The sequence below is a fragment of the Janthinobacterium rivuli genome (assembly GCF_029690045.1).
Lineage (GTDB): Bacteria > Pseudomonadota > Gammaproteobacteria > Burkholderiales > Burkholderiaceae_D > Janthinobacterium > Janthinobacterium rivuli.
Genome location: NZ_CP121464.1, coordinates 5362131 through 5380400, shown reverse-complemented (window position 1 = coordinate 5380400; position 18270 = coordinate 5362131). Strand labels below are relative to the sequence as shown.

Here is an 18270-nt window from a genome sequence, read left to right as displayed (position 1 = left end):
AAAATTAACTCTGCCGGACCTCCAGAGTCACTGGAGCGACCGTGCGCACGCCCTGTCCACTTGGAGTAGTAGTAATGACATTGAGTTCCGTTTTACACGACGTTTTGCAGTTCATGGCAACTGGCGTTACCGATCTGTCCGCATGGCAAGTTTTCCTGTACACCATGGTGGTCACGCATATCACGATCGCCAGCGTCACGATTTATCTGCACCGCCACCAGGCCCATCGGGCGCTGGAATTGCACGCCATCCCTAGTCATTTCTTCCGTTTCTGGCTGTGGCTGACGACGGGCCAGGTCACCAAGGAGTGGGCCGCCATCCACCGCAAGCACCATGCCAAGTGCGATACGGAAGAAGATCCGCACAGCCCCGTGACGCGCGGCATCAAGAAAGTGTTCTGGGAAGGCGCCGAGTTGTACCGCGCTGAATCGAAGAACATGGAAACCATGGCCAAGTACGGCCACGGCACGCCGACGGATTGGATCGAGCGCAACCTGTACACGAAGTACAGCTGGCTGGGCGTGGTATCGCTGTTCGTCATCAATTTCGTGTTGTTCGGCGTGATCGGCATTTCCGTGTGGGCCGTGCAAATGATGTGGATCCCGATCACGGCGGCCGGCATCATCAACGGCATCGGCCACTACTGGGGCTACCGCAACTACGATTGCGCCGACGCGGCCACCAACATCATTCCCTTCGGCATCTTGATTGGCGGCGAAGAGTTGCACAACAACCACCATACATATGCCACGTCGGCCAAGCTGTCGTCGAAATGGTATGAAATCGATATCGGCTGGGCGTACATCCGCGCGCTGGAAATGCTGGGCCTGGCCAAGGTGAAAAAGCTGGCGCCAGAACCGAAGTTCTCGCACGGCAAGCTGGAAGCGGACTTCGAGACCTTGCAGTCCGTCATCGCCAACCGCTACGACGTGATGGCCAAGTATGCGAAATCGATCAAGCATGCCTGGAAAGAAGAGCTGGAACACCTGAAGCACAAGGCTGAGCTGGAAAAACGTTTTCTGAAATCGTCGCGCAAGCTGATGCAGCGCGAACCGGGCAAGCTGGCCGATGCGCATCACGAGCAGTTGTCGGAACTGTTCCAGCACAGCAAAGCACTGGAAACCATGCACCACATGCGCGTGGAGCTGGGCGCCATCTGGGAACGCTCGCACTTTACGCGTGAACAGTTGCTGCAAAAGCTGCAAGACTGGTGCACGCGCGCCGAAGCGTCGGGCATCAAGTCGCTGCAGGATTTCTCCTTGCGCCTGCGCAGCTATGCCTAAGTAGACTGTTGTGCTATATCAAGGCCCTGGATTCCAGGGCCTTTTTTTCGTCCCTGCAAAAGGGGAGGGGGCCGGCTGAAAATCAGGGCGAAAAAAAACCGCTCATCGGAGCGGCTCTTTTTACAGAACACAAGATCAATTACTTGATTTTGGTTTCTTTGTACGTGACGTGCTTGCGTGCTTTAGGATCAAATTTCATGATCTCCATTTTCGCAGGCGTCGTACGCTTGTTTTTGGTAGTCGTGTAGAAGTGACCCGTACCGGCGGTCGATTCTAACTTGATTTTGTCGCGGCCTGATTTTGCCATGATAGCTCCCTTATTCTGCTAATTAGACTTTTTCGCCACGAGCGCGCATATCGACCAATACGGCGTCGATGCCGACTTTATCGATGACGCGCAGACCGGCGTTGGACAAACGCAGGGAGACCCAGCGGTTTTCAGATTCAACAAAAATACGACGATTCTGCAAGTTAGGCAAAAAACGACGTTTGGTTTTGTTGTTTGCATGGGAAACATTGTTGCCGACCATCGGCTTCTTCCCAGTGACTTGGCAAACACGTGCCATGGCGCACTCCTTAAAGATATTCCAAATTGGAAAAACGAGAGTATATCCAAAATAAGCCGATTTATCAATGACTTGCGAAAAACAATTGTGTCATGTTGTATTGAAATAATTTAACAATTTGACTTTTACCCTTCGCCATAGGGGAAAGCACTGGTAAACAGCGCTGTTTACTGTTAGATAAGCGTCTTGGGGCTGTCACGTATGTCCTTGTTTACACATGGTTAACTGCTAATTGAGCAGGGTCGGGCGAGATCCGCTAGATCTGGCCATGTTCCGCGAACGAATGCACTTGCCGCCCGGCCACGACGAAATGGTCGAGGATGCGCACGTCCACCAGCGACAACGCTTGCACCAGCGCGCGCGTGAGCAGCAGATCCGATTCGCTCGGTTCCGGCGTGCCGGACGGGTGGTTGTGCGCCAGCATGACGCTGGCCGCGTTGTGCAGCAGAGCCTGCTTGACGACTTCGCGGGGATACACGCTGGTGTGGGTGAGGGTGCCGCGAAACATTTCCTGGCTGGTGATCAGGCGGTTCTTGACGTCCAAAAACAACACGTGGAATGCTTCATGCGCCAGGTGGCCCAAGGTCAAGCGCAAATAGTCTTTGACGGCGTGCGGCGAATTGAGGGCTTGCCCCGCTTGCAAGTCTTCGATGATGGCGCGCCGCGCCAGTTCCAGCACCGCTTGCAGCTGGGCGAACTTGGCGCTGCCCATGCCGTGCACGGCGGAAAAACTCACGAGGCTGGCGCCAAACAGGCCGCGCAGCGAACCGAAGTGCTCGACCGTGTCGCGCGCCAGTTCCACGGCGCTCTTGCCGCGCACGCCCGTGCGCAGGAAGACGGCCAGCAATTCCGCGTCCGACAGCGACTGCGCGCCGTCCTCGATCAGGCGTTCGCGCGGCCGTTCGCCGGCCGGCCAATCCTTGATGCCCATGCTGCCTCCCGTCGCGCCCAGCTGGTCGTGGCGCCTGCCGATGATTGTCGCGCCTTCCCCGGGCGGCCATGCTGCGCTAGCTCGTCTTTATGTCAGTTCATGGTAAAAAAACAAAAACCAAGATGCCCGGCCCGGCCATTTTCAGGCGCTATCATTTGCCTGTCGTTGCATTCCATGCAAGTTGCAGCGACGGGGAGTCAGGGCCCTGAACTCAATGTCTTCCACTTGTTTTACAGGAGTCGTCATGCCGTACATCAAAGTTATCAATGGAGTCATGCAAGAGTTCAACGCCGCCGGCGTCAACACGGGCAAGGTCAGCGGCATCGGCCTCAATGCGCATGCATATCTGGAACACCGTCAATGGAGCGTTAACGCACCGCTCGCTCCGGACCCGAAGACTCCCGATTACAGCACCGATTTGCCGTATCTTGCCGCCAACGGCTTCAAGTACCTCCAGGTGATGCTGGCGCCTTTCAAGGGCAAGGATGGCTATTGGAACTGGGGCGAAGTCGTTGGCAAGCCCGATTTCGCAACCGACAACACGCTGACCGCGCTCAATATCAAGCCCGCATACTGGGCCGCGATCCAGGCGCTGCTCGATTGCGCGCTGGCCAATGGCATCGGCATCATCGCCTGCCCATTCTGGAATCCCTACGCCGTGCCGCAATTGGTGGGCGAGGCGGGCCCTGCGGGCGCTACAAAAGACGAGCAGGCCGCAGTTGCGCGGGTCGCACTGGTCAATCCACAGTCGAAAACACGCCGCTATATGCGTGCCTTTGCGCAGGCTTTTGCGCAGCACTACAGCAACCACGCGGGCATCGCCGCCTGGATGGCTGCGCAGGAACTGATGGGCGTGACCGGGATCAGCTTGACCGCTACCCGGGAAATCATCCAGGAGACGGCGCAATTGCTGCGTGACAACGATGGTCTGGCGCGCATGATTTCTTCCGGTAATGCCGGCATCGCTCATACTTCGCCCCGTCAAGGATCCTTGCAGCAATACGTCACGGAAACCTTGCCATTCGTAAATCCGGATCCGGTCGACTGTCTTTGTGAAAACCTGTTCCCGGGTAATGAATATGTGAGCAGCGCCCTGGGCAGCAGCGCGGATTTGCCGGCCGACTTCGTCTCGTCTTCGCTCGCTTACCTGCAAGTGATGCAGCGTGTCGCACATGCCTTGGGCAAGCCGTATTACCTTGGCAGCTTTTGCCTGTCGCAAAAGCAGGAGCTGGCGTTGCAAGATACGGAAAGGCAAGACAACTTGCATGCCTTGCTGAGCGCCATACGCCGTACGGGCGTGCAACTGGCGTGCTATTGGGACTGGAATGGGGGGAAGCCCATGGAGGTCGACGGTCTGAACCTGGTGGAGACGCCGGCCTACAGCAACGGACGCAAAGCTGTCTGGGATGCCTTGCGCGGCGAAGATGCCATGCGTCCGGCGCCGCCCACGCCTTGCTTCGGCGTAAAGAAAACCTTGCAATTCCAGCCGGGCCTGATGCTCACCGTGCCGTCGTCCGTGCGCTATGAGAGCGCCGATTTCTCGCTGTCGTATTGTATCCGGCAGCAGGCATTTTCCACGATGGTGGGCCGGGGTGGGGCTTTTGTCGCGCGTCAGGCGAACCTGAAAGGATGGACGCTGCTGACGCAGGATATCCAGACGTTCCTGTTCCTGCTCAACAGTGCTGGTGCGGGCTTCAATAACAATGGTCACGGCGTGAACGTGGATAGCGCCAACCGCTGGTTTCGCTGCACCTACACCGTCAAGCATGATGGTTCCATCAGCCTGTACGTCGACGATTTCCTGATGTCGCAGGGCAGCAAGATGGTGACGCCGTTCGTGCAGGCCATCGGCGCGCCCCTGGTGATCGGCCGCACCGTGGATGCGCTGGAGCAGGGCGCACCCGCCTGGCAGTTGTCGGACGTCATCCTGTACGACCGCGTGCTGACGCCCAAGGAAGTGTATGACTATGGCCAGTATGGCATCGTGCACCGGCCCGTGGGGCGCTGGAAGCTCGATGGCGATCTGGAGGACAGCTCGGGCTTCGGCAATCACGCCAGCACGCCTGGCGGGTTGACGTACGTCAACGTCGGATAAGTGACAGGGCGCGCGGCCATGTTTTTTGACAAAAGCACGGCCGCGCCGAGATGGCATGGCGCGCGCTGGCTCAGGGTGGCTTACAATATCGTTTTGCACCAGTTACTTGAAAACTACTATGTCCAACGAGCAACCAGCAGTCGTCACCGAAGCGGCTTACCTCACCCTGCATTATCGTCTTGCCACTGTTGACGGTACTGACATTGTCACGACCTTCAGCGGCAATCCCGCGACCTTGATGCTGGGACAGGGCCAGCTGGCGCCATTCCTTGAGCAGCGTCTGCTGGGCTTGCCTGAAGGCACGCACCAGACGTTCGAACTGGCCGCCGGCGAAGGCTTTGGCGAGCGCAATCCCGAGCTGGTGCAGTCTGTTTCGCGCGCAACCTTGGACGAAAACTCGGTGCCCGGTGCCGACTACAAGATCGGCGACCTGGTCGACTTCGCCGCGCCGGGCGGCGGCCGCTTTGCCGGCGTGCTGCGCGAAATGCGCGACGATTCGGCCCTGTTCGACTTCAACCATCCGCTGGCTGGCCAGCCGCTGCGTTTTGAAGTCAAGCTCATTTCGGTCCTGTAAGGAGTAGCGATGGATAAAGAACTGTTACTGGCCCAGCCCCGCGGTTTCTGCGCTGGCGTCGACCGGGCGATTGAAATCGTCGAGCGTGCCTTGCAGCAATTTGGCGCACCGATCTATGTGCGCCATGAAATCGTCCACAACGCCTATGTGGTGGCCGACTTGCGCAACAAGGGCGCCATCTTCATCGACGACCTCGATGACGTGCCTGCTGGCAATACGCTCGTGTTTTCCGCGCATGGCGTGTCGAAAGCCGTGCGCGCCGAGGCGGAGTCGCGCGGCCTGAGCATTTTTGATGCGACTTGCCCGCTGGTCACCAAGGTGCACATGGAAGTGGGCAAGATGCGCCGCGAAGGCCGCGAGATCATCATGATCGGCCACGATGGCCATCCCGAGGTGGAAGGCACGATGGGCCAGGCCGATATGGGCATGCATCTGGTGGAAACGCTCGACGATGTGGCGGCATTGCAGGTTGCCAATCCGGAAAGCCTGGCCTATGTTTCGCAAACAACGTTGTCAGTTGACGACACTAGCGACATTATTGCGGCCTTGAAAGCGAAATATCCGAATATCGCCGAGCCGAAAAAAGGCGACATTTGCTACGCCACCACGAACCGCCAGGAAGCCGTGAAATTCATGGCCCCGCAAGTGGAAGTGGTGATCGTCGTCGGCAGCCCGAACAGCTCGAATTCGAACCGCTTGCGCGAAGTGGCCGAGAAGATGGGCACGCCTGCCTACATGGTCGACAATGCCTCGCAAATCGACCCTGCCTGGCTGGAAGGCAAGCTGCGCGTGGGTGTGACGGCTGGCGCCTCGGCGCCCGAGGTGCTGGTGCAAGCCGTCATCGACCGTTTGAAAGAGTGCGGCGTGAAGAGCGTGCGCCCGCTTGACGGCGTGCAGGAAGCCGTCACGTTCCCGATGCCGAAAGGCCTCGACGGCATCAAGCGCGACGTCGCCTGAGTCGGTGGGACAATTGAGTATCGGTGAAATAGTTACCTCAAAACCGAATTTAATTCGGAAATGATTGATTTATTCCAAGCTTAGTTTTTGCAAAAGATCGTTATGATTGCCTCAAGCTTGAATATGTTGTCGTTATGACTAAGCAAGGTCACGCCCGTTTTCAGTGCGTGCACCATGCTGGTGAGAACGGTCCAGGGATGGCACTGCAGGAATTCTTCCTCCGGTGCCGTTTTTGTATCAGCGGCCCATGTTCTGGCGGAAGTTGTTCCCGAAAAATGCATATTTGATAGGGCAATCATGGATACATTCATCCAGCAGATCATTAACGGCTTGGTGTTGGGCAGCATGTATGCCTTAGTCGCCCTCGGTTACACCATGGTGTACGGCGTTTTGAACCTGATCAACTTCGCCCACGGCGACGTGCTCATGATCGGCGCCATGGTGGGCCTGACCATCCTCAAACTGCTGGGCATTTATGTGCCGGACTGGCCCGGCTATTTGAAACTGGCCACCGCCATCCTCGGCGCCATTCCCATCTGTATTCTGGTCAACATCATCATCGAGCGGGTCGCCTACCGCCGCCTGCGCAACGCCCCCCGCCTCGCCCCCCTGATTACCGCCATCGGCGTCTCCATCCTGCTGCAAACCTTCGCCATGATGATCTGGACGCGCAATCCCTTGCCCTTCCCGCAATTGCTGTCGACCGACCCCATCAACATAGGCGGCGCCGTGATTTCGCAAACGCAAGTGCTGCTGCTGGCCCTGGCCGCGCTGTCGATGGGCGGATTGGTATTGCTGGTGGAAAAAACACGGATGGGCCGCGCCATGCGCGCCACGGCGGAAAACCCCCGTGTGGCAGGGCTGATGGGCGTTGACTCCGACAAGGTCATCGTGGCCACCTTCGCCATCGGCGCCGCACTGGCGGCCGTGGCCGGTGTGATGTGGGGCGCCAACTATGCCTCCATTCAATTTTCCATGGGCGCCATCCCCGGCTTGAAAGCGTTTTGCGCGGCCGTGCTGGGCGGCATCGGCAATATCTATGGCGCCATGCTGGGCGGTATCTTGCTGGGCATTATCGAGAGCCTGGGCGCCGGCTATATCGGCGACATCACGGGCGGTTTCCTGGGCAGCCACTACCAGGATATCTTTGCCTTCGTCGTGCTGATCATCGTGCTGACCTTGCGTCCGTCCGGCATCATGGGCGAACGAGTGGCCGACCGTGCCTGATGTGAAACTGGGAGATTAAATCATGGCACTACTCGATTTTGACGCTAAGAAAAATCCGACCAAAGCCTATGCCGGCATGCTGGGCTTGGCCGCGCTGCTGATGGTGTTCCCGTTTTTTGCCGCCCAGTTCGGCAACTCGTGGGTGCGCATCATCGACATGGCCTTGCTGTACATCATGCTGGCCCTGGGCTTGAACATCGTCGTCGGCTTCGCCGGCCTGCTCGACCTCGGCTACATCGCCTTCTACGCCGTGGGCGCCTACCTGACGGCCTTGCTGGCGTCGCCCCAGTTCGCCATCCTGCTCGAATCGGTGGTGAATCAGTATCCGGTACTGGGAGAAACCCTGGTGCAGCTGATGGGGCCGGAAATCCGGGAGAATGGCATCCATTTGTCGATCTGGATCATCGTGCCGCTGGCCGCTGCCGTGGCGGGCCTGTTTGGCGCCTTGCTGGGCGCGCCCACCTTGAAGCTGCGCGGCGACTATCTGGCCATCGTGACCCTGGGCTTTGGCGAGATCATCCGCATCTTCATGAACAATCTGAATGACCCGATCAATTTCACGAACGGGCCGCAAGGCATCAATCTGATCGATCCGATCCGCATCTTCGGCGTCAACCTGGCGGGCGAGGCGGGCACCAACAGCACCGTCACGGTGGCCGGTTTTTCCATGCCGTCCGTGAACGCCTATTACTTTTTGTTCCTCTTCCTGTGCATCGCTGTCGTGTTCGTAACCAAGCGGCTTCAGCATTCGCGCCTGGGCCGCGCCTGGGTGGCCATCCGCGAAGACGAGATCGCCGCCAAAGCCATGGGCATCAACACGCGCAACGTCAAATTGCTGGCCTTTTCCATGGGCGCCTCGTTCGGCGGCGTGGCCGGCGCCATGTTTGCGTCGTTCCAGGGCTTTGTTTCGCCGGAATCGTTTTCCTTGACGGAATCGATCGCCGTGCTGGCCATGGTGGTGCTGGGCGGCATCGGCCACATCCCCGGCGTGATCCTCGGCGGCGTGATCCTCGCTTCGATCCCGGAAGTGCTGCGCCACGTGGTGGAGCCGGCCCAGCAGGCGCTGTTCGGCCACGTGGTGATCGAGGCGGAAGTGCTGCGCCAGTTGCTGTACGGCCTGGCCATGGTCTTGATCATGCTCAACCGTCCTGCCGGCCTGTGGCCATCGCCGAAGCATGAAGACCGGCCCGACCACGACGTCGACCAGCCGAACAAATCCACCGGCGTCGTGTCCGCTTAAGGGAGGGATAGCATGAGCGAACAGATCATTCTCAATATTGCCGGCGTGAATAAACGTTTTGGCGGCTTGCAGGCGCTGACCGACGTGGGCATCACCATCCGGCAAGGGCAAATCTATGGCTTGATCGGCCCGAACGGCGCCGGCAAGACAACGTTTTTCAACGTCATCACCGGCCTGTACCAGCCTGATACAGGTACCTTCGAGCTGGCCGGCAAGCCGTATTCGCCGTCCGCGCCACACAAGGTGGCCAAGGCGGGCATTGCGCGCACCTTCCAGAACATCCGTTTGTTTGGCGACATGACGGCGCTGGAAAACGTCATGGTGGGGCGCCATGTGCGCTCGCACCAGGGCGTGTTCGGCGCCATCTTCCGCCACAAGGCGGCGCGCGAGGAAGAGGCGTCCATCCGCCAGCGGGCCATGGAATTGCTCGATTTCGTCGGCATCGCCCAGTTCGCCAGCCGCACGGCGCGCTTTTTGTCGTATGGCGACCAGCGGCGCCTGGAAATCGCCCGCGCGCTGGCCACCGATCCGCAACTGCTGGCCCTCGACGAACCGGCGGCCGGCATGAACGCGACGGAAAAGCTGGCCCTGCGCGAGTTGCTGGTAAAAATCAAGGCCGAAGGCAAGACCGTGCTGTTGATCGAGCACGACGTGAAACTGATGATGGGACTGTGCGACCGCATCACGGTGCTCGAGTATGGCAAGCGCATCGCGGAAGGCTTGCCGGCCGAAATACAACAAAACCCGGCCGTCATCGAGGCTTATCTGGGAGGGTCGCACGCATGAGTAACGATGGCTTGAACAAGAATGTATTGAAGGTATCGGGCCTGCACGTGGCCTACGGCGGCATCAAGGCCGTGAAAGGCATCGACCTGGAAGTCAACCAGGGCGAGCTGATCGCCCTGATCGGCGCGAATGGCGCCGGCAAGACGACGACCTTGAAAGCCATCACGGGGACTTTGCCTGAATGCAAGATCGAGGGCACGATCAGCTACCTGGGCGAATCGCTCAAGGGCACGAAATCATTTCACTTGGTGGAAAGAAAGCTGGCCATGGTGCCGGAAGGGCGGGGGGTGTTTACCCGCATGTCGATCCGCGAAAACCTCATGATGGGCGCCTACACGCGCACGGACAAGGCCGGTGTCGAGGATGACATCGCCCGCTGGTTCGATGTCTTTCCGCGCCTCAAGGAACGGGCGGCGCAGATGGCCGGCACCCTGTCGGGCGGCGAGCAGCAGATGCTGGCCATGGCGCGCGCCCTGATGAGCCATCCTAAGCTGCTGCTGCTCGACGAGCCCTCGATGGGCTTGTCGCCCATCATGGTCGAGAAAATCTTCGAAGTGATCCGCAAGGTGTCGTCCGAGGGCATCACGATCTTGCTGGTCGAACAGAACGCCCGTTTGGCCCTGCAGGCGGCGCACCGCGGCTATGTGATGGATTCCGGCCTGGTGACCATGGGCGGCAACGCGGCCGCCATGCTCGACGATCCGCGCGTCAAGGCGGCGTATCTGGGGGAGTAATCACGTTCAGGAAGTGTTCAGGCATAAAAAATGCCCCAGCCAGGCTGGGGCATAATGGCATCCGTCGGGGAAGTACGGGATGGATGCCTGGAGGAGCTGGTACAGCGGACCGCCTTGGCGGTCGCTTAATAATTACTTGGCGGCAGCGCGCGGCACGACTTTTTCAGCCGCTTGCGTGAACTGGTTCACGGCCGATGCCAGGTTGGCTTCGATGGCTTCGACGGCTTGCTTGCTGGTTTTCGAGAATTGCTCGTAGCCTGCATTGGCGTTGCCGATGGCGCTTTTCAGGATGGCGACGGCGTTTTCCGAACCGGCTGGCGCGTTCTTGGTGACTTCTTCCACCAGGGACAGGACTTTACGGTTGGTTTCAGCGATTTGCGATTCAGCAGCTTTGCTGAACTCGGCTTGCGTGCCGGACGTGATGGCAGCCAGGTGACGGCCGTAAGCGATGGCTTTTTCGGCGCCAGGCTGGGCTTGAGCAGCGCTCAGCGAGAAGAATTCTTGTGGATCTTTTGCCGACAGCAATTGCTTGGCGGCGGCGGTCGATTCTTCCAGCGTTGCCTTGGCAGCGGTCAGGTTCAGTTCGACGATCTTTTCGATGCCTTCGAAAGCTTTGCCCGTCAACGACGAGAACAGGGCGAATTGGGCTTCCAGGTTGGCTTTGGTAGCGGACGAGAATTGCTCAGGAATTGAAAACATATAAATCTCCAAAAAATCGAAATCTGGTTAATTTGATGCTGCGTGTACCGTTTGGGAAAGCAGGTGAATCTAAATTTTTCAAGCTGAACAAGAATTGTGCAACGCAACAAACCCTATTCTACGGTGAAAAAAAACGAAGTCAAGCGTTTCTTGTGCGATGCAACAATTGAATAGATTTGCATCAAAAGTCATTGTTTCTAAAGAGAAATATTTGATTTCTTGGTGTTAATGGTTTAACCCTAAACTGTTATTTCCCCGCCTTTCAGGACGGGTGCGGCGCAGCATGCTAGACTTTGCCTCCCGCACTGGCGCAGCGCCCCGGTGCCGATCCTGTTTCCCGAGTTGATACCATGTCCAATCTTCCCGCCGCGGCTGGTGCCAGCGGCAAAGCCTCTCTTCTGACCACTCTGACGCCGATGGCCTTGCCTGGCTTCTTCGTGTTGTTATGGAGCACAGGTTTTATCGTCGCCAAGTTCGGCTTGCCGTATGCGCCGCCGCTGACCTTTTTGCTGCTGCGCTTCCTGGGCGTGCTGGTGATCCTGCTGCCGCTGGTGCTGCTGTTGCGCGCGCCGTGGCCCGTGGGCCAGTTCCGCCAGATCGCCGTGGCCGGCATTTTGATGCAGGCCGGCTATCTGGCCGGCGTCTGGTGCGCCATCAAGCTGGGCATGCCGGCCGGCCTGTCTGCGCTGATCGTCGGCATGCAACCCGTGCTGACGGCCTGCGCCGCGCCCCTGATCGGCGAATCCGTGCGTCCGCGCCAGTGGCTGGGCCTGTTCTTCGGCTTGCTGGGCGTGGCCCTCGTCGTGTATGCGAAGATCAACCTCGTGGGCCTCACGGTGGAAAGCGTGCTGCTGTGCGTGTTCGCGCTGCTGTCGATGACAGCCGGCACCATGTACCAAAAACGCCACTGCCCGCAATTCGACTTGCGCACCGGTACGGTGGTGCAGTTTGCCGCCTCCATCGTCGTGGTCTTGCCCTTCGCCCTGTATTACGAAGGGCTGGATCTGCATTTCAGCAACGTGCAATGGACGGCGAATTTCATCGGCGCCTTGCTGTGGTCGGTACTCGTGCTGTCCATCGGCGCCATCTTCCTGCTGTTCGCCCTGATACGCCGCAGCGACGCGACGAAAGTGACGGGCTTGCTGTACCTGACACCGCCCACGACGGCCGTGATGGCCTGGCTGATGTTTGGCGAAGCCTTCAATATGCTGGGCATCGCCGGCATGCTGGTGGCCGTGGTCGGTGTGGTATTTGTCGTCAAGAAGTAGAGATAGCGGGAGAGCAGGGCAGTGAGCAAACAAGCATCCACCATACAGTCGGCGCAGCAAGCCGTCGACGCGGTCATTCTGTCGCGCCGTTCGATCCGCGCCTTTTTACCCACGCCGGTGGCGCAGGACGAGATCGCGCGCATCCTGGAAGTGGCGGCGCGCGCGCCCTCGGGCGCCAACATGCAGCCGTGGAAAGTGTATGTGCTGTCGGGCGAGGCGCGCCTGCGCTTGTCGCAGCGCATCCTGGCCGCCTACGACGCGCCGAAGGCACCCGATGCGCCCGCGCGCACGGCCTCGTATATCTATTACCCGCGCCAGTGGACGGCGCCGTTCATCGAGCGCCGCCGCAAGATCGGTCTGGACCTGTACCAGTTGCTGGGCCTGGAGCGGGGCGACACAGCCGGCATGGCGGCCCAGCACGGGCGCAATTTCCAGTTTTTCGATGCGCCCGTCGGGCTGATCTTTACCATCGAACGGGTGCTGGAGCAGGGTTCCTGGCTTGACTACGGCATGTTCTTGCAAAACATCATGCTGGCGGCGCGCGCGCGCGGGCTCGACACCTGCCCGCAGGCGGCTTTCATTCATTACCATGACATCATCCGCGACGAGCTGGGCGTGCCGGCCAGCGAAATGGTGGTGTGCGGCATGGCTCTCGGCCATGCGGATCCGGACAAGGTCGAGAATCGGCTGAACACGGAACGCGAGCCGCTGGCCGGCTTTGTTAAATTCATGGACAAATAGACATGACTGGCGATGGGCACAGACAAACAGCCGGTTAAGGATGAGCCCGTTTGCGGATCGCCAACGATTTGTATTCCATTACTGCAATAAATACTGTCCTAACTGTTAAATAGGCTTGCGATTACTCTGCATTTCGCTACACTGCAATAATGCAACAGCTTCACGGGGAATTAACGAATGGCTAAGTTTAAACTTGCGCTGGGTATCCTGGCTTCCCTGCTGTTTGCGCTGGCGCCGGCTGCGGCCGTGCACGCCAAGGAAGCGAACGGCAAATCCTCAGCCTCCAAGAAACACAACACCAAGAAAGTCAAAGTCGTGCTGCGCAAGGGCGCGACGGCCGCGCCGCGCGACAAGACCGTGCGCCGGGTCGTCATGGTGCGCGGCAAGCGCAAAGTCATCTATCAAAAAGTCAGCAGCGTGGCCGTGCCCATGGCCGCACCGATGCCGACCATGGGCGACCTGGCCGGCCTGAACCTCACGCGCGATCCGCTCGACCTCAAGTCCAGCGTGGCGCTGGTGCTGGACCAGGCCAATGCGGAAGTGCTGTTTGAAAAGAATTCCAATGTGGCCCTGCCCATCGCCTCCATCACCAAGATGATGACGGGCCTGGTGGTGGTCGAAGCGCGCCAGGATATGGATGAAGTGCTGACGATCACGGACGAGGACGTCGACCGCGCCAAGTTCAGCAGCTCGCGCCTCAAAGTGGGGTCGCAATTGACGCGCGCGAATATGCTGCACATTGCCCTGATGAGCTCGGAAAACCGCGCCGCCTCGGCGCTGGGCCGCAATTATCCGGGCGGCTTGCCCGCGTTTGTCGACGCCATGAACAGCAAGGCGCGCCAGCTGGGCATGATGGATACGCATTACGTCGATTCCAGCGGCCTGTCGAAAATGAACGTGGCCAGCGCGCGCGACTTGGGCAAGCTGGCCATGGCCGCCTTCCGCCATCCGCTGCTGCGCGAGTATTCGACGGACCCGAAAGCCATCGTCGAAGCCAGCGGCCAGCCGATGCAGTTTGGCAATACGAATCACCTGGTGGCCAATCCGGGCTGGGAGATCGGCTTGCAAAAGACAGGTTTCATCAATGAGGCGGGACGTTGCCTGATGATGCAGGCCGTCATCGAAGGACGGGCCGTGATCATGGTCTTCCTCGATTCCAAGGGAAAACAGTCGCGTACGGCCGATGCGGGACGCATGCGCAAGTGGCTGGAAGCCCTCAAGCCTGCCAACATGAGTCTGCCAGGCGGCTAAAAATGTCCATGGCAGCGTTGACCGGGGTCTGACCCGTCGGGTCAGACCCCAGCTTTAGTCCTGAGGAATAAACCCCAACGTCACTGAAATCTGGTTCGCCGTCTCCACCAGGTCCACCAGCCACTCATCCTGCAAGCGGTCGGCTGGCGCCGAGATCGACAGGCCGGCGATCAGCTTGCCTGTATCGTCGCGAATACCGGCGGCCATGCAGCGCACGCCCAGTTCCAGCTCTTCATTGTCGCGCGCATAGCCGCGCTCGCGCACTAGGCTCAGCTCGCGCTCGAGCTTTTGCAGATCCGTGATGGAATTCTTGTTGTGTCCGGCCAAGCCCGTGCGCGTGGCGTAGGCGCGGATGGCTTTCGGCTCGTCGACGGAGAGGAATAATTTACCTGTCGAAGTCAGGTGCAGCGGACCGCGCCCGCCGATGGCGCGCACCACCTGCATGCCCGAGCGCTCGGAAAAGGCGCGGTCGATGTAGACGATCTCGTCGCCCTGGCGCACGGACAGGTTGATGGTTTGCTGGGTTTTCTTGTGCAGCTGGCGCATGAAGTCCAGCGCCGCTTCGCGCACGCTGAGGCGGCTTTTCACCACATTGCCCAGTTCCAGCAGGCGCATGCCCAGCCGGTAGGTACCTGGTTCGATGCGGTCGACAAAGCGCGTCAGTACCATGTCGTTGAGGATGCGGTGCGCCGTGGAGGGGTGCAAACCGGAAACTTTTGACAATTCCTTCAGGCTGACCGGGTCGGAATATTTGGCCAGGGCATCGAGCAGGGCGACCATGCGTTCGATCACCTGTATCGTTGTCTTCGGGGCAGCGACCGGTTCAATTTTCATGATGGATTTGGTGCAATGCAGTATTCATGCTTCTTTATACCATGATGTGAAAAAATAGTGAAATGTTCCGAGATATTCAGCGAATAAATGGTCACAGTGCTATGTCGCCCCCATAATGTGCCCACTGCACTTGCTTTACATATGGAAAACTATGCAACCTGTAAATGAATTCAAAAGTAAAAGTGGCTTGAAGCGGATCTTTTCCGCCTTTTTCTACTCGCTCGATGGCTTGAAAGCGGCCTGGTGTCATGAGCATGCGTTCCGCCAGGAACTGGGCCTGTTCGTCGTCGGCACGGTGATCGCCTTGCTGCTGCGCATCTCCGCGTTTGAAAAGCTGGTGCTGATCGGCGTGCTGTTGCTGGTCTTGATCGTGGAACTGATCAATTCGGCAATCGAAGCCGTGGTCGACCGCATTTCGCTGGAACGCCATCCGCTGTCGAAAAACGCCAAGGATTTCGGCAGCGCCGCCGTGCTGCTGACCTGCATCCTGGCCTTCGCCACCTGGGCCGTGGTCCTGTTCAACCGGTTCTATTAACTGCTAAATCCCCGTTGCGCCTCGCCCATATGCGAAAATCGCATATCAAACGGCGAAACGCTTCGTTCTCTTTGCGGCCATGGCGCCGTAATCTGGTGGCTCTGAAAGTTCAACCACTCGGGGATCTTAGATGCTGTCGAAAAAAATCATCATTGCCGCCGCCATCAGCGCGTTTGCCCTTTTGCAAACGGCGCAGGCTGCCGATATCACCCTGCTCAACGTGTCGTATGACCCGACGCGCGAGCTGTACCAGGATGTGAACACGGCGTTTGCCAAGGAGTGGAAAGGCAAGACGGGCGACAACGTCAAGATCAAGCAATCGCACGGCGGTTCCGGCAAGCAGGCGCGCGCCGTCATCGATGGCCTGGAAGCGGACGTGGTCACGTTGGCCCTGGCCTACGACATCGACGCGCTGGCCGAGCACAAGCTGCTGGCCGCCGACTGGCAAAAGCGTTTGGCGCACAACAGCTCGCCTTACACCTCGACCATCGTGTTCCTGGTGCGCAAGGGCAACCCGAAAGGCATCAAGGACTGGAATGACCTGATCAAGCCGGGCGTGTCCGTCATCACGCCGAACCCGAAAACTTCGGGCGGCGCCCGCTGGAACCATCTGGCCGCGTGGGGCTACGCGCTGCGCCAGCCGGGCGGCAACGAAGCGAAAGCCAAGGATTTCCTCGGCAAGCTGTATAAAAACGTGCCCGTGCTCGATTCCGGCGCGCGCGGCGCCACCACCACCTTCGTTGAACGCGGCATCGGCGACGTGCTGATCGCCTGGGAAAACGAGGCGTATCTCGCCGTCAAGGAACTGGGCCCGACCAAGTTCGACATCATCACGCCATCCGTCAGCATCCTGGCCGAGCCGCCCGTCGCCGTCGTCGACAAGTTTGCCGACAAGCACGGTACGCGCAAGGTGGCCGAGGCTTACCTGAATTACCTGTACACGGACGAAGCGCAAGACATCATCGCCAAGAATTACTACCGTCCGGCAACGGACAAGGCGGCGAAGAAATACGCATCGCAGTTCGCCAAGGTCAACCTGTTCACCATCGAGCAAGTGGCGGGCGGCTGGACGACGGCGCAAAAGGCGCACTTTGCCGACGGCGGCATCTTCGACCAGATCTACCAGCCTAAGTAATACCGGATGGCACGATTGCCAGACCGTTACTAAAAGGACACATCATGGCGCTGCGCAGCTTTTCCGATTACCGGGTACTGATCGTGCCGGGCTTGCATAACAGCGGTCCCGAGCATTGGCAGAGCCGCTGGCAGCGCCTGTATCCGCAATTCGAGCGGGTCGAGCAGGACGACTGGAACGAACCCGACCTGGCCACCTGGTCGGCGCGCCTGGATCAGGTGCGTCGGCAAGATGCAAGACCAACCCTGATCGTCGCCCACAGCTTCGGCTGCCTGACGACGGCGCATAGCCTGGCCCGCGATCCGCAGGGCGTGGCCGGCGTGTTGCTGGTGGGGCCGGCCGACCCGGACAAGTTTGGCGTGGCGAAGGCATTGCCGCAAAAGCGGCTGCCTTGCCCCGGCATCCTGATCGCCAGCCAGACCGATCCGTGGATGACGGCCGAACACGCGGCGCAGTGGGCACGGCGCTGGAATTGCAAGTATATTGATGGCGGTGCGCTGGGCCATATCAACGCCGAGTCGCGCCTTGGCGACTGGGTCTACGGCCAGGCGCAGCTGCAAACACTGTTTGATCTGGCGCAAAGCGACAAGCGCCACCGTCAGGCAGCCTGATTCGACGAATTCGATTGCACATAACCTCACAGGAGATCACGATGACTTTACGCCTGGGCGATGTCGCCCCTGATTTTGAACAAGACAGCTCGATCGGCCCGCTCAAGTTCCACGAGTGGGCTGGCAATTCCTGGGTGGTGCTGTTTTCCCACCCGGCCGACTTTACCCCCGTCTGCACGACGGAACTGGGCCTGACGGCCAAGCTCAAGCCTGAATTCGACAAGCGCAACGTGAAGGCCATCGCCCTGTCGGTGGATGCGGCCGAGTCGCACAAGAGCTGGATCAAGGATATCGAAGAGACGCAAAACACGGTCGTGGGCTTCCCCATCATCGCCGACGTCGACAAGAAAGTGTCGGTGCTGTACGACATGATCCACCCGGAACAGTCCGTCACGGCCACCGTGCGCTCCGTCTTCATCGTCGACCCGAACAAGAAAGTACGGCTGATCCTCACGTATCCGCTCAGTACGGGCCGCAACTTCAATGAAATCCTGCGTGTCATCGACGCTTTGCAACTGACGGACGGCTACACGGTGGCCACCCCAGGCAACTGGAAAGACGGCGACGACGTCATCATTCCATTGACCGTGCAGGATCCGGACGTGATCAAGCAGAAGTATCCGAAGGGGTTTACGGCTGCCAAGCCATACCTCCGTCTGACGCCGCAGCCAAATAAATAAACGTTTCAGCTTTCATAAAAACGCACCTGTCCGGTGCGTTTTTTTTCGCCCGCAGCTTTCACGGCAAGTATGCAAAATCCATCTAAGCAAATGAGAAATGGTTAGTTCTTTTTATAACGATTG

The 18270-nt window shown here is 59.0% G+C and carries 21 protein-coding genes; 15 read left to right on the top strand and 6 right to left on the bottom strand.

Annotation, left to right across the window (positions count from 1 at the left end):
• Nucleotides 1-74 precede the first annotated feature (74 nt).
• Nucleotides 75-1283, top strand: a complete 1209-nt coding sequence (locus P9875_RS24430; RefSeq protein WP_101482484.1) for a DesA family fatty acid desaturase — start codon at nt 75-77, stop codon at nt 1281-1283.
• A 139-nt stretch (nt 1284-1422) separates the two neighbouring features.
• Here the strand turns inward: P9875_RS24430 and rpmG are convergent, their stop codons facing one another.
• From rpmG to radC, 3 genes are all read right to left on the bottom strand, one after another.
• Nucleotides 1423-1590: a 50S ribosomal protein L33 gene (rpmG, locus tag P9875_RS24425; RefSeq protein ID WP_010400929.1), complete on the bottom strand. Its 168-nt coding sequence runs from the start codon at nt 1588-1590 to the stop codon at nt 1423-1425.
• 22 nt (nt 1591-1612) lie between these two features.
• Complete coding sequence (gene rpmB, locus P9875_RS24420; RefSeq protein ID WP_010400928.1) at nt 1613-1849, bottom strand: 50S ribosomal protein L28; 237 nt, start codon at nt 1847-1849, stop codon at nt 1613-1615.
• 256 nt (nt 1850-2105) lie between these two features.
• On the bottom strand, nt 2106-2780 hold the full coding sequence (gene radC, locus P9875_RS24415; RefSeq protein WP_046686001.1) for a RadC family protein: 675 nt from the start codon (nt 2778-2780) through the stop codon (nt 2106-2108).
• 244 nt (nt 2781-3024) lie between these two features.
• On the opposite strand from radC, the gene P9875_RS24410 reads away from it, so the two are divergent.
• The 3 genes from P9875_RS24410 (at nt 3025) to ispH (ending at nt 6406) form a co-directional block, all read left to right on the top strand.
• Nucleotides 3025-4875: a LamG-like jellyroll fold domain-containing protein gene (locus tag P9875_RS24410; protein ID WP_278316822.1), complete on the top strand. Its 1851-nt coding sequence runs from the start codon at nt 3025-3027 to the stop codon at nt 4873-4875.
• 118 nt (nt 4876-4993) lie between these two features.
• Nucleotides 4994-5449: an FKBP-type peptidyl-prolyl cis-trans isomerase gene (locus tag P9875_RS24405; protein ID WP_034785165.1), complete on the top strand. Its 456-nt coding sequence runs from the start codon at nt 4994-4996 to the stop codon at nt 5447-5449.
• Between the two features lie 9 nt (nt 5450-5458).
• Nucleotides 5459-6406: a 4-hydroxy-3-methylbut-2-enyl diphosphate reductase gene (ispH, locus tag P9875_RS24400; protein WP_099402937.1), complete on the top strand. Its 948-nt coding sequence runs from the start codon at nt 5459-5461 to the stop codon at nt 6404-6406.
• Between the two features lie 80 nt (nt 6407-6486).
• Here ispH and P9875_RS24395 read toward each other — a convergent pair whose 3' ends face one another.
• Nucleotides 6487-6753 carry a hypothetical protein gene (locus P9875_RS24395; RefSeq protein ID WP_278318890.1) on the bottom strand — a complete coding sequence of 89 codons (267 nt, stop codon included), beginning with the start codon at nt 6751-6753 and terminating at the stop codon, nt 6487-6489.
• On the opposite strand from P9875_RS24395, the gene P9875_RS24390 reads away from it, so the two are divergent.
• The 4 genes from P9875_RS24390 to P9875_RS24375 are packed head-to-tail and all read left to right on the top strand — an operon-like array spanning nt 6704 to nt 10393.
• On the top strand, nt 6704-7633 hold the full coding sequence (locus P9875_RS24390; RefSeq protein WP_034747477.1) for a branched-chain amino acid ABC transporter permease: 930 nt from the start codon (nt 6704-6706) through the stop codon (nt 7631-7633). The genes P9875_RS24395 and P9875_RS24390 overlap by 50 nt on opposite strands.
• Before the next feature lie 22 nt (nt 7634-7655).
• Nucleotides 7656-8873 carry an ABC transporter permease subunit gene (locus tag P9875_RS24385; protein WP_099378016.1) on the top strand — a complete coding sequence of 406 codons (1218 nt, stop codon included), beginning with the start codon at nt 7656-7658 and terminating at the stop codon, nt 8871-8873.
• A 12-nt stretch (nt 8874-8885) separates the two neighbouring features.
• Complete coding sequence (locus P9875_RS24380) at nt 8886-9659, top strand: ABC transporter ATP-binding protein (protein ID WP_128142146.1); 774 nt, start codon at nt 8886-8888, stop codon at nt 9657-9659.
• Nucleotides 9660-9670: 11 nt separating this feature from the next.
• Complete coding sequence (locus P9875_RS24375; protein WP_152598918.1) at nt 9671-10393, top strand: ABC transporter ATP-binding protein; 723 nt, start codon at nt 9671-9673, stop codon at nt 10391-10393.
• A 132-nt stretch (nt 10394-10525) separates the two neighbouring features.
• Here P9875_RS24375 and P9875_RS24370 read toward each other — a convergent pair whose 3' ends face one another.
• Nucleotides 10526-11092, bottom strand: a complete 567-nt coding sequence (locus P9875_RS24370; RefSeq protein WP_035821535.1) for a phasin family protein — start codon at nt 11090-11092, stop codon at nt 10526-10528.
• Between the two features lie 350 nt (nt 11093-11442).
• On the opposite strand from P9875_RS24370, the gene P9875_RS24365 reads away from it, so the two are divergent.
• The 3 genes from P9875_RS24365 (at nt 11443) to pbpG (ending at nt 14352) form a co-directional block, all read left to right on the top strand.
• Entirely contained in the window at nt 11443-12360 is a 918-nt protein-coding gene (locus P9875_RS24365; protein WP_034747493.1) for a DMT family transporter, read from the top strand.
• A 21-nt stretch (nt 12361-12381) separates the two neighbouring features.
• A complete protein-coding gene (locus P9875_RS24360; RefSeq protein ID WP_278316821.1) occupies nt 12382-13101 on the top strand; it encodes a nitroreductase in 720 nt (239 codons plus the stop codon).
• 177 nt (nt 13102-13278) lie between these two features.
• Entirely contained in the window at nt 13279-14352 is a 1074-nt protein-coding gene (gene pbpG, locus P9875_RS24355) for a D-alanyl-D-alanine endopeptidase (protein ID WP_278316820.1), read from the top strand.
• 54 nt (nt 14353-14406) lie between these two features.
• On the opposite strand, the gene P9875_RS24350 is transcribed toward pbpG, so the two are convergent.
• Complete coding sequence (locus P9875_RS24350; RefSeq protein WP_034747499.1) at nt 14407-15186, bottom strand: IclR family transcriptional regulator; 780 nt, start codon at nt 15184-15186, stop codon at nt 14407-14409.
• Nucleotides 15187-15337: 151 nt separating this feature from the next.
• Here P9875_RS24350 and P9875_RS24345 point away from each other — a divergent pair, with 151 nt between their 5' ends.
• From P9875_RS24345 to P9875_RS24330, 4 genes are all read left to right on the top strand, one after another.
• Nucleotides 15338-15721 carry a diacylglycerol kinase gene (locus P9875_RS24345; RefSeq protein ID WP_225242383.1) on the top strand — a complete coding sequence of 128 codons (384 nt, stop codon included), beginning with the start codon at nt 15338-15340 and terminating at the stop codon, nt 15719-15721.
• Nucleotides 15722-15851: 130 nt separating this feature from the next.
• The gene (locus P9875_RS24340; RefSeq protein ID WP_225242382.1) at nt 15852-16856 is read left to right on the top strand and encodes a sulfate ABC transporter substrate-binding protein; all 1005 of its coding nucleotides are present in this window, start codon (nt 15852-15854) and stop codon (nt 16854-16856) included.
• Between the two features lie 44 nt (nt 16857-16900).
• A complete protein-coding gene (locus tag P9875_RS24335; RefSeq protein WP_070224511.1) occupies nt 16901-17467 on the top strand; it encodes an RBBP9/YdeN family alpha/beta hydrolase in 567 nt (188 codons plus the stop codon).
• A gap of 41 nt (nt 17468-17508) precedes the next feature.
• Entirely contained in the window at nt 17509-18147 is a 639-nt protein-coding gene (locus P9875_RS24330; RefSeq protein ID WP_034785187.1) for a peroxiredoxin, read from the top strand.
• Nucleotides 18148-18270 lie beyond the last annotated feature (123 nt).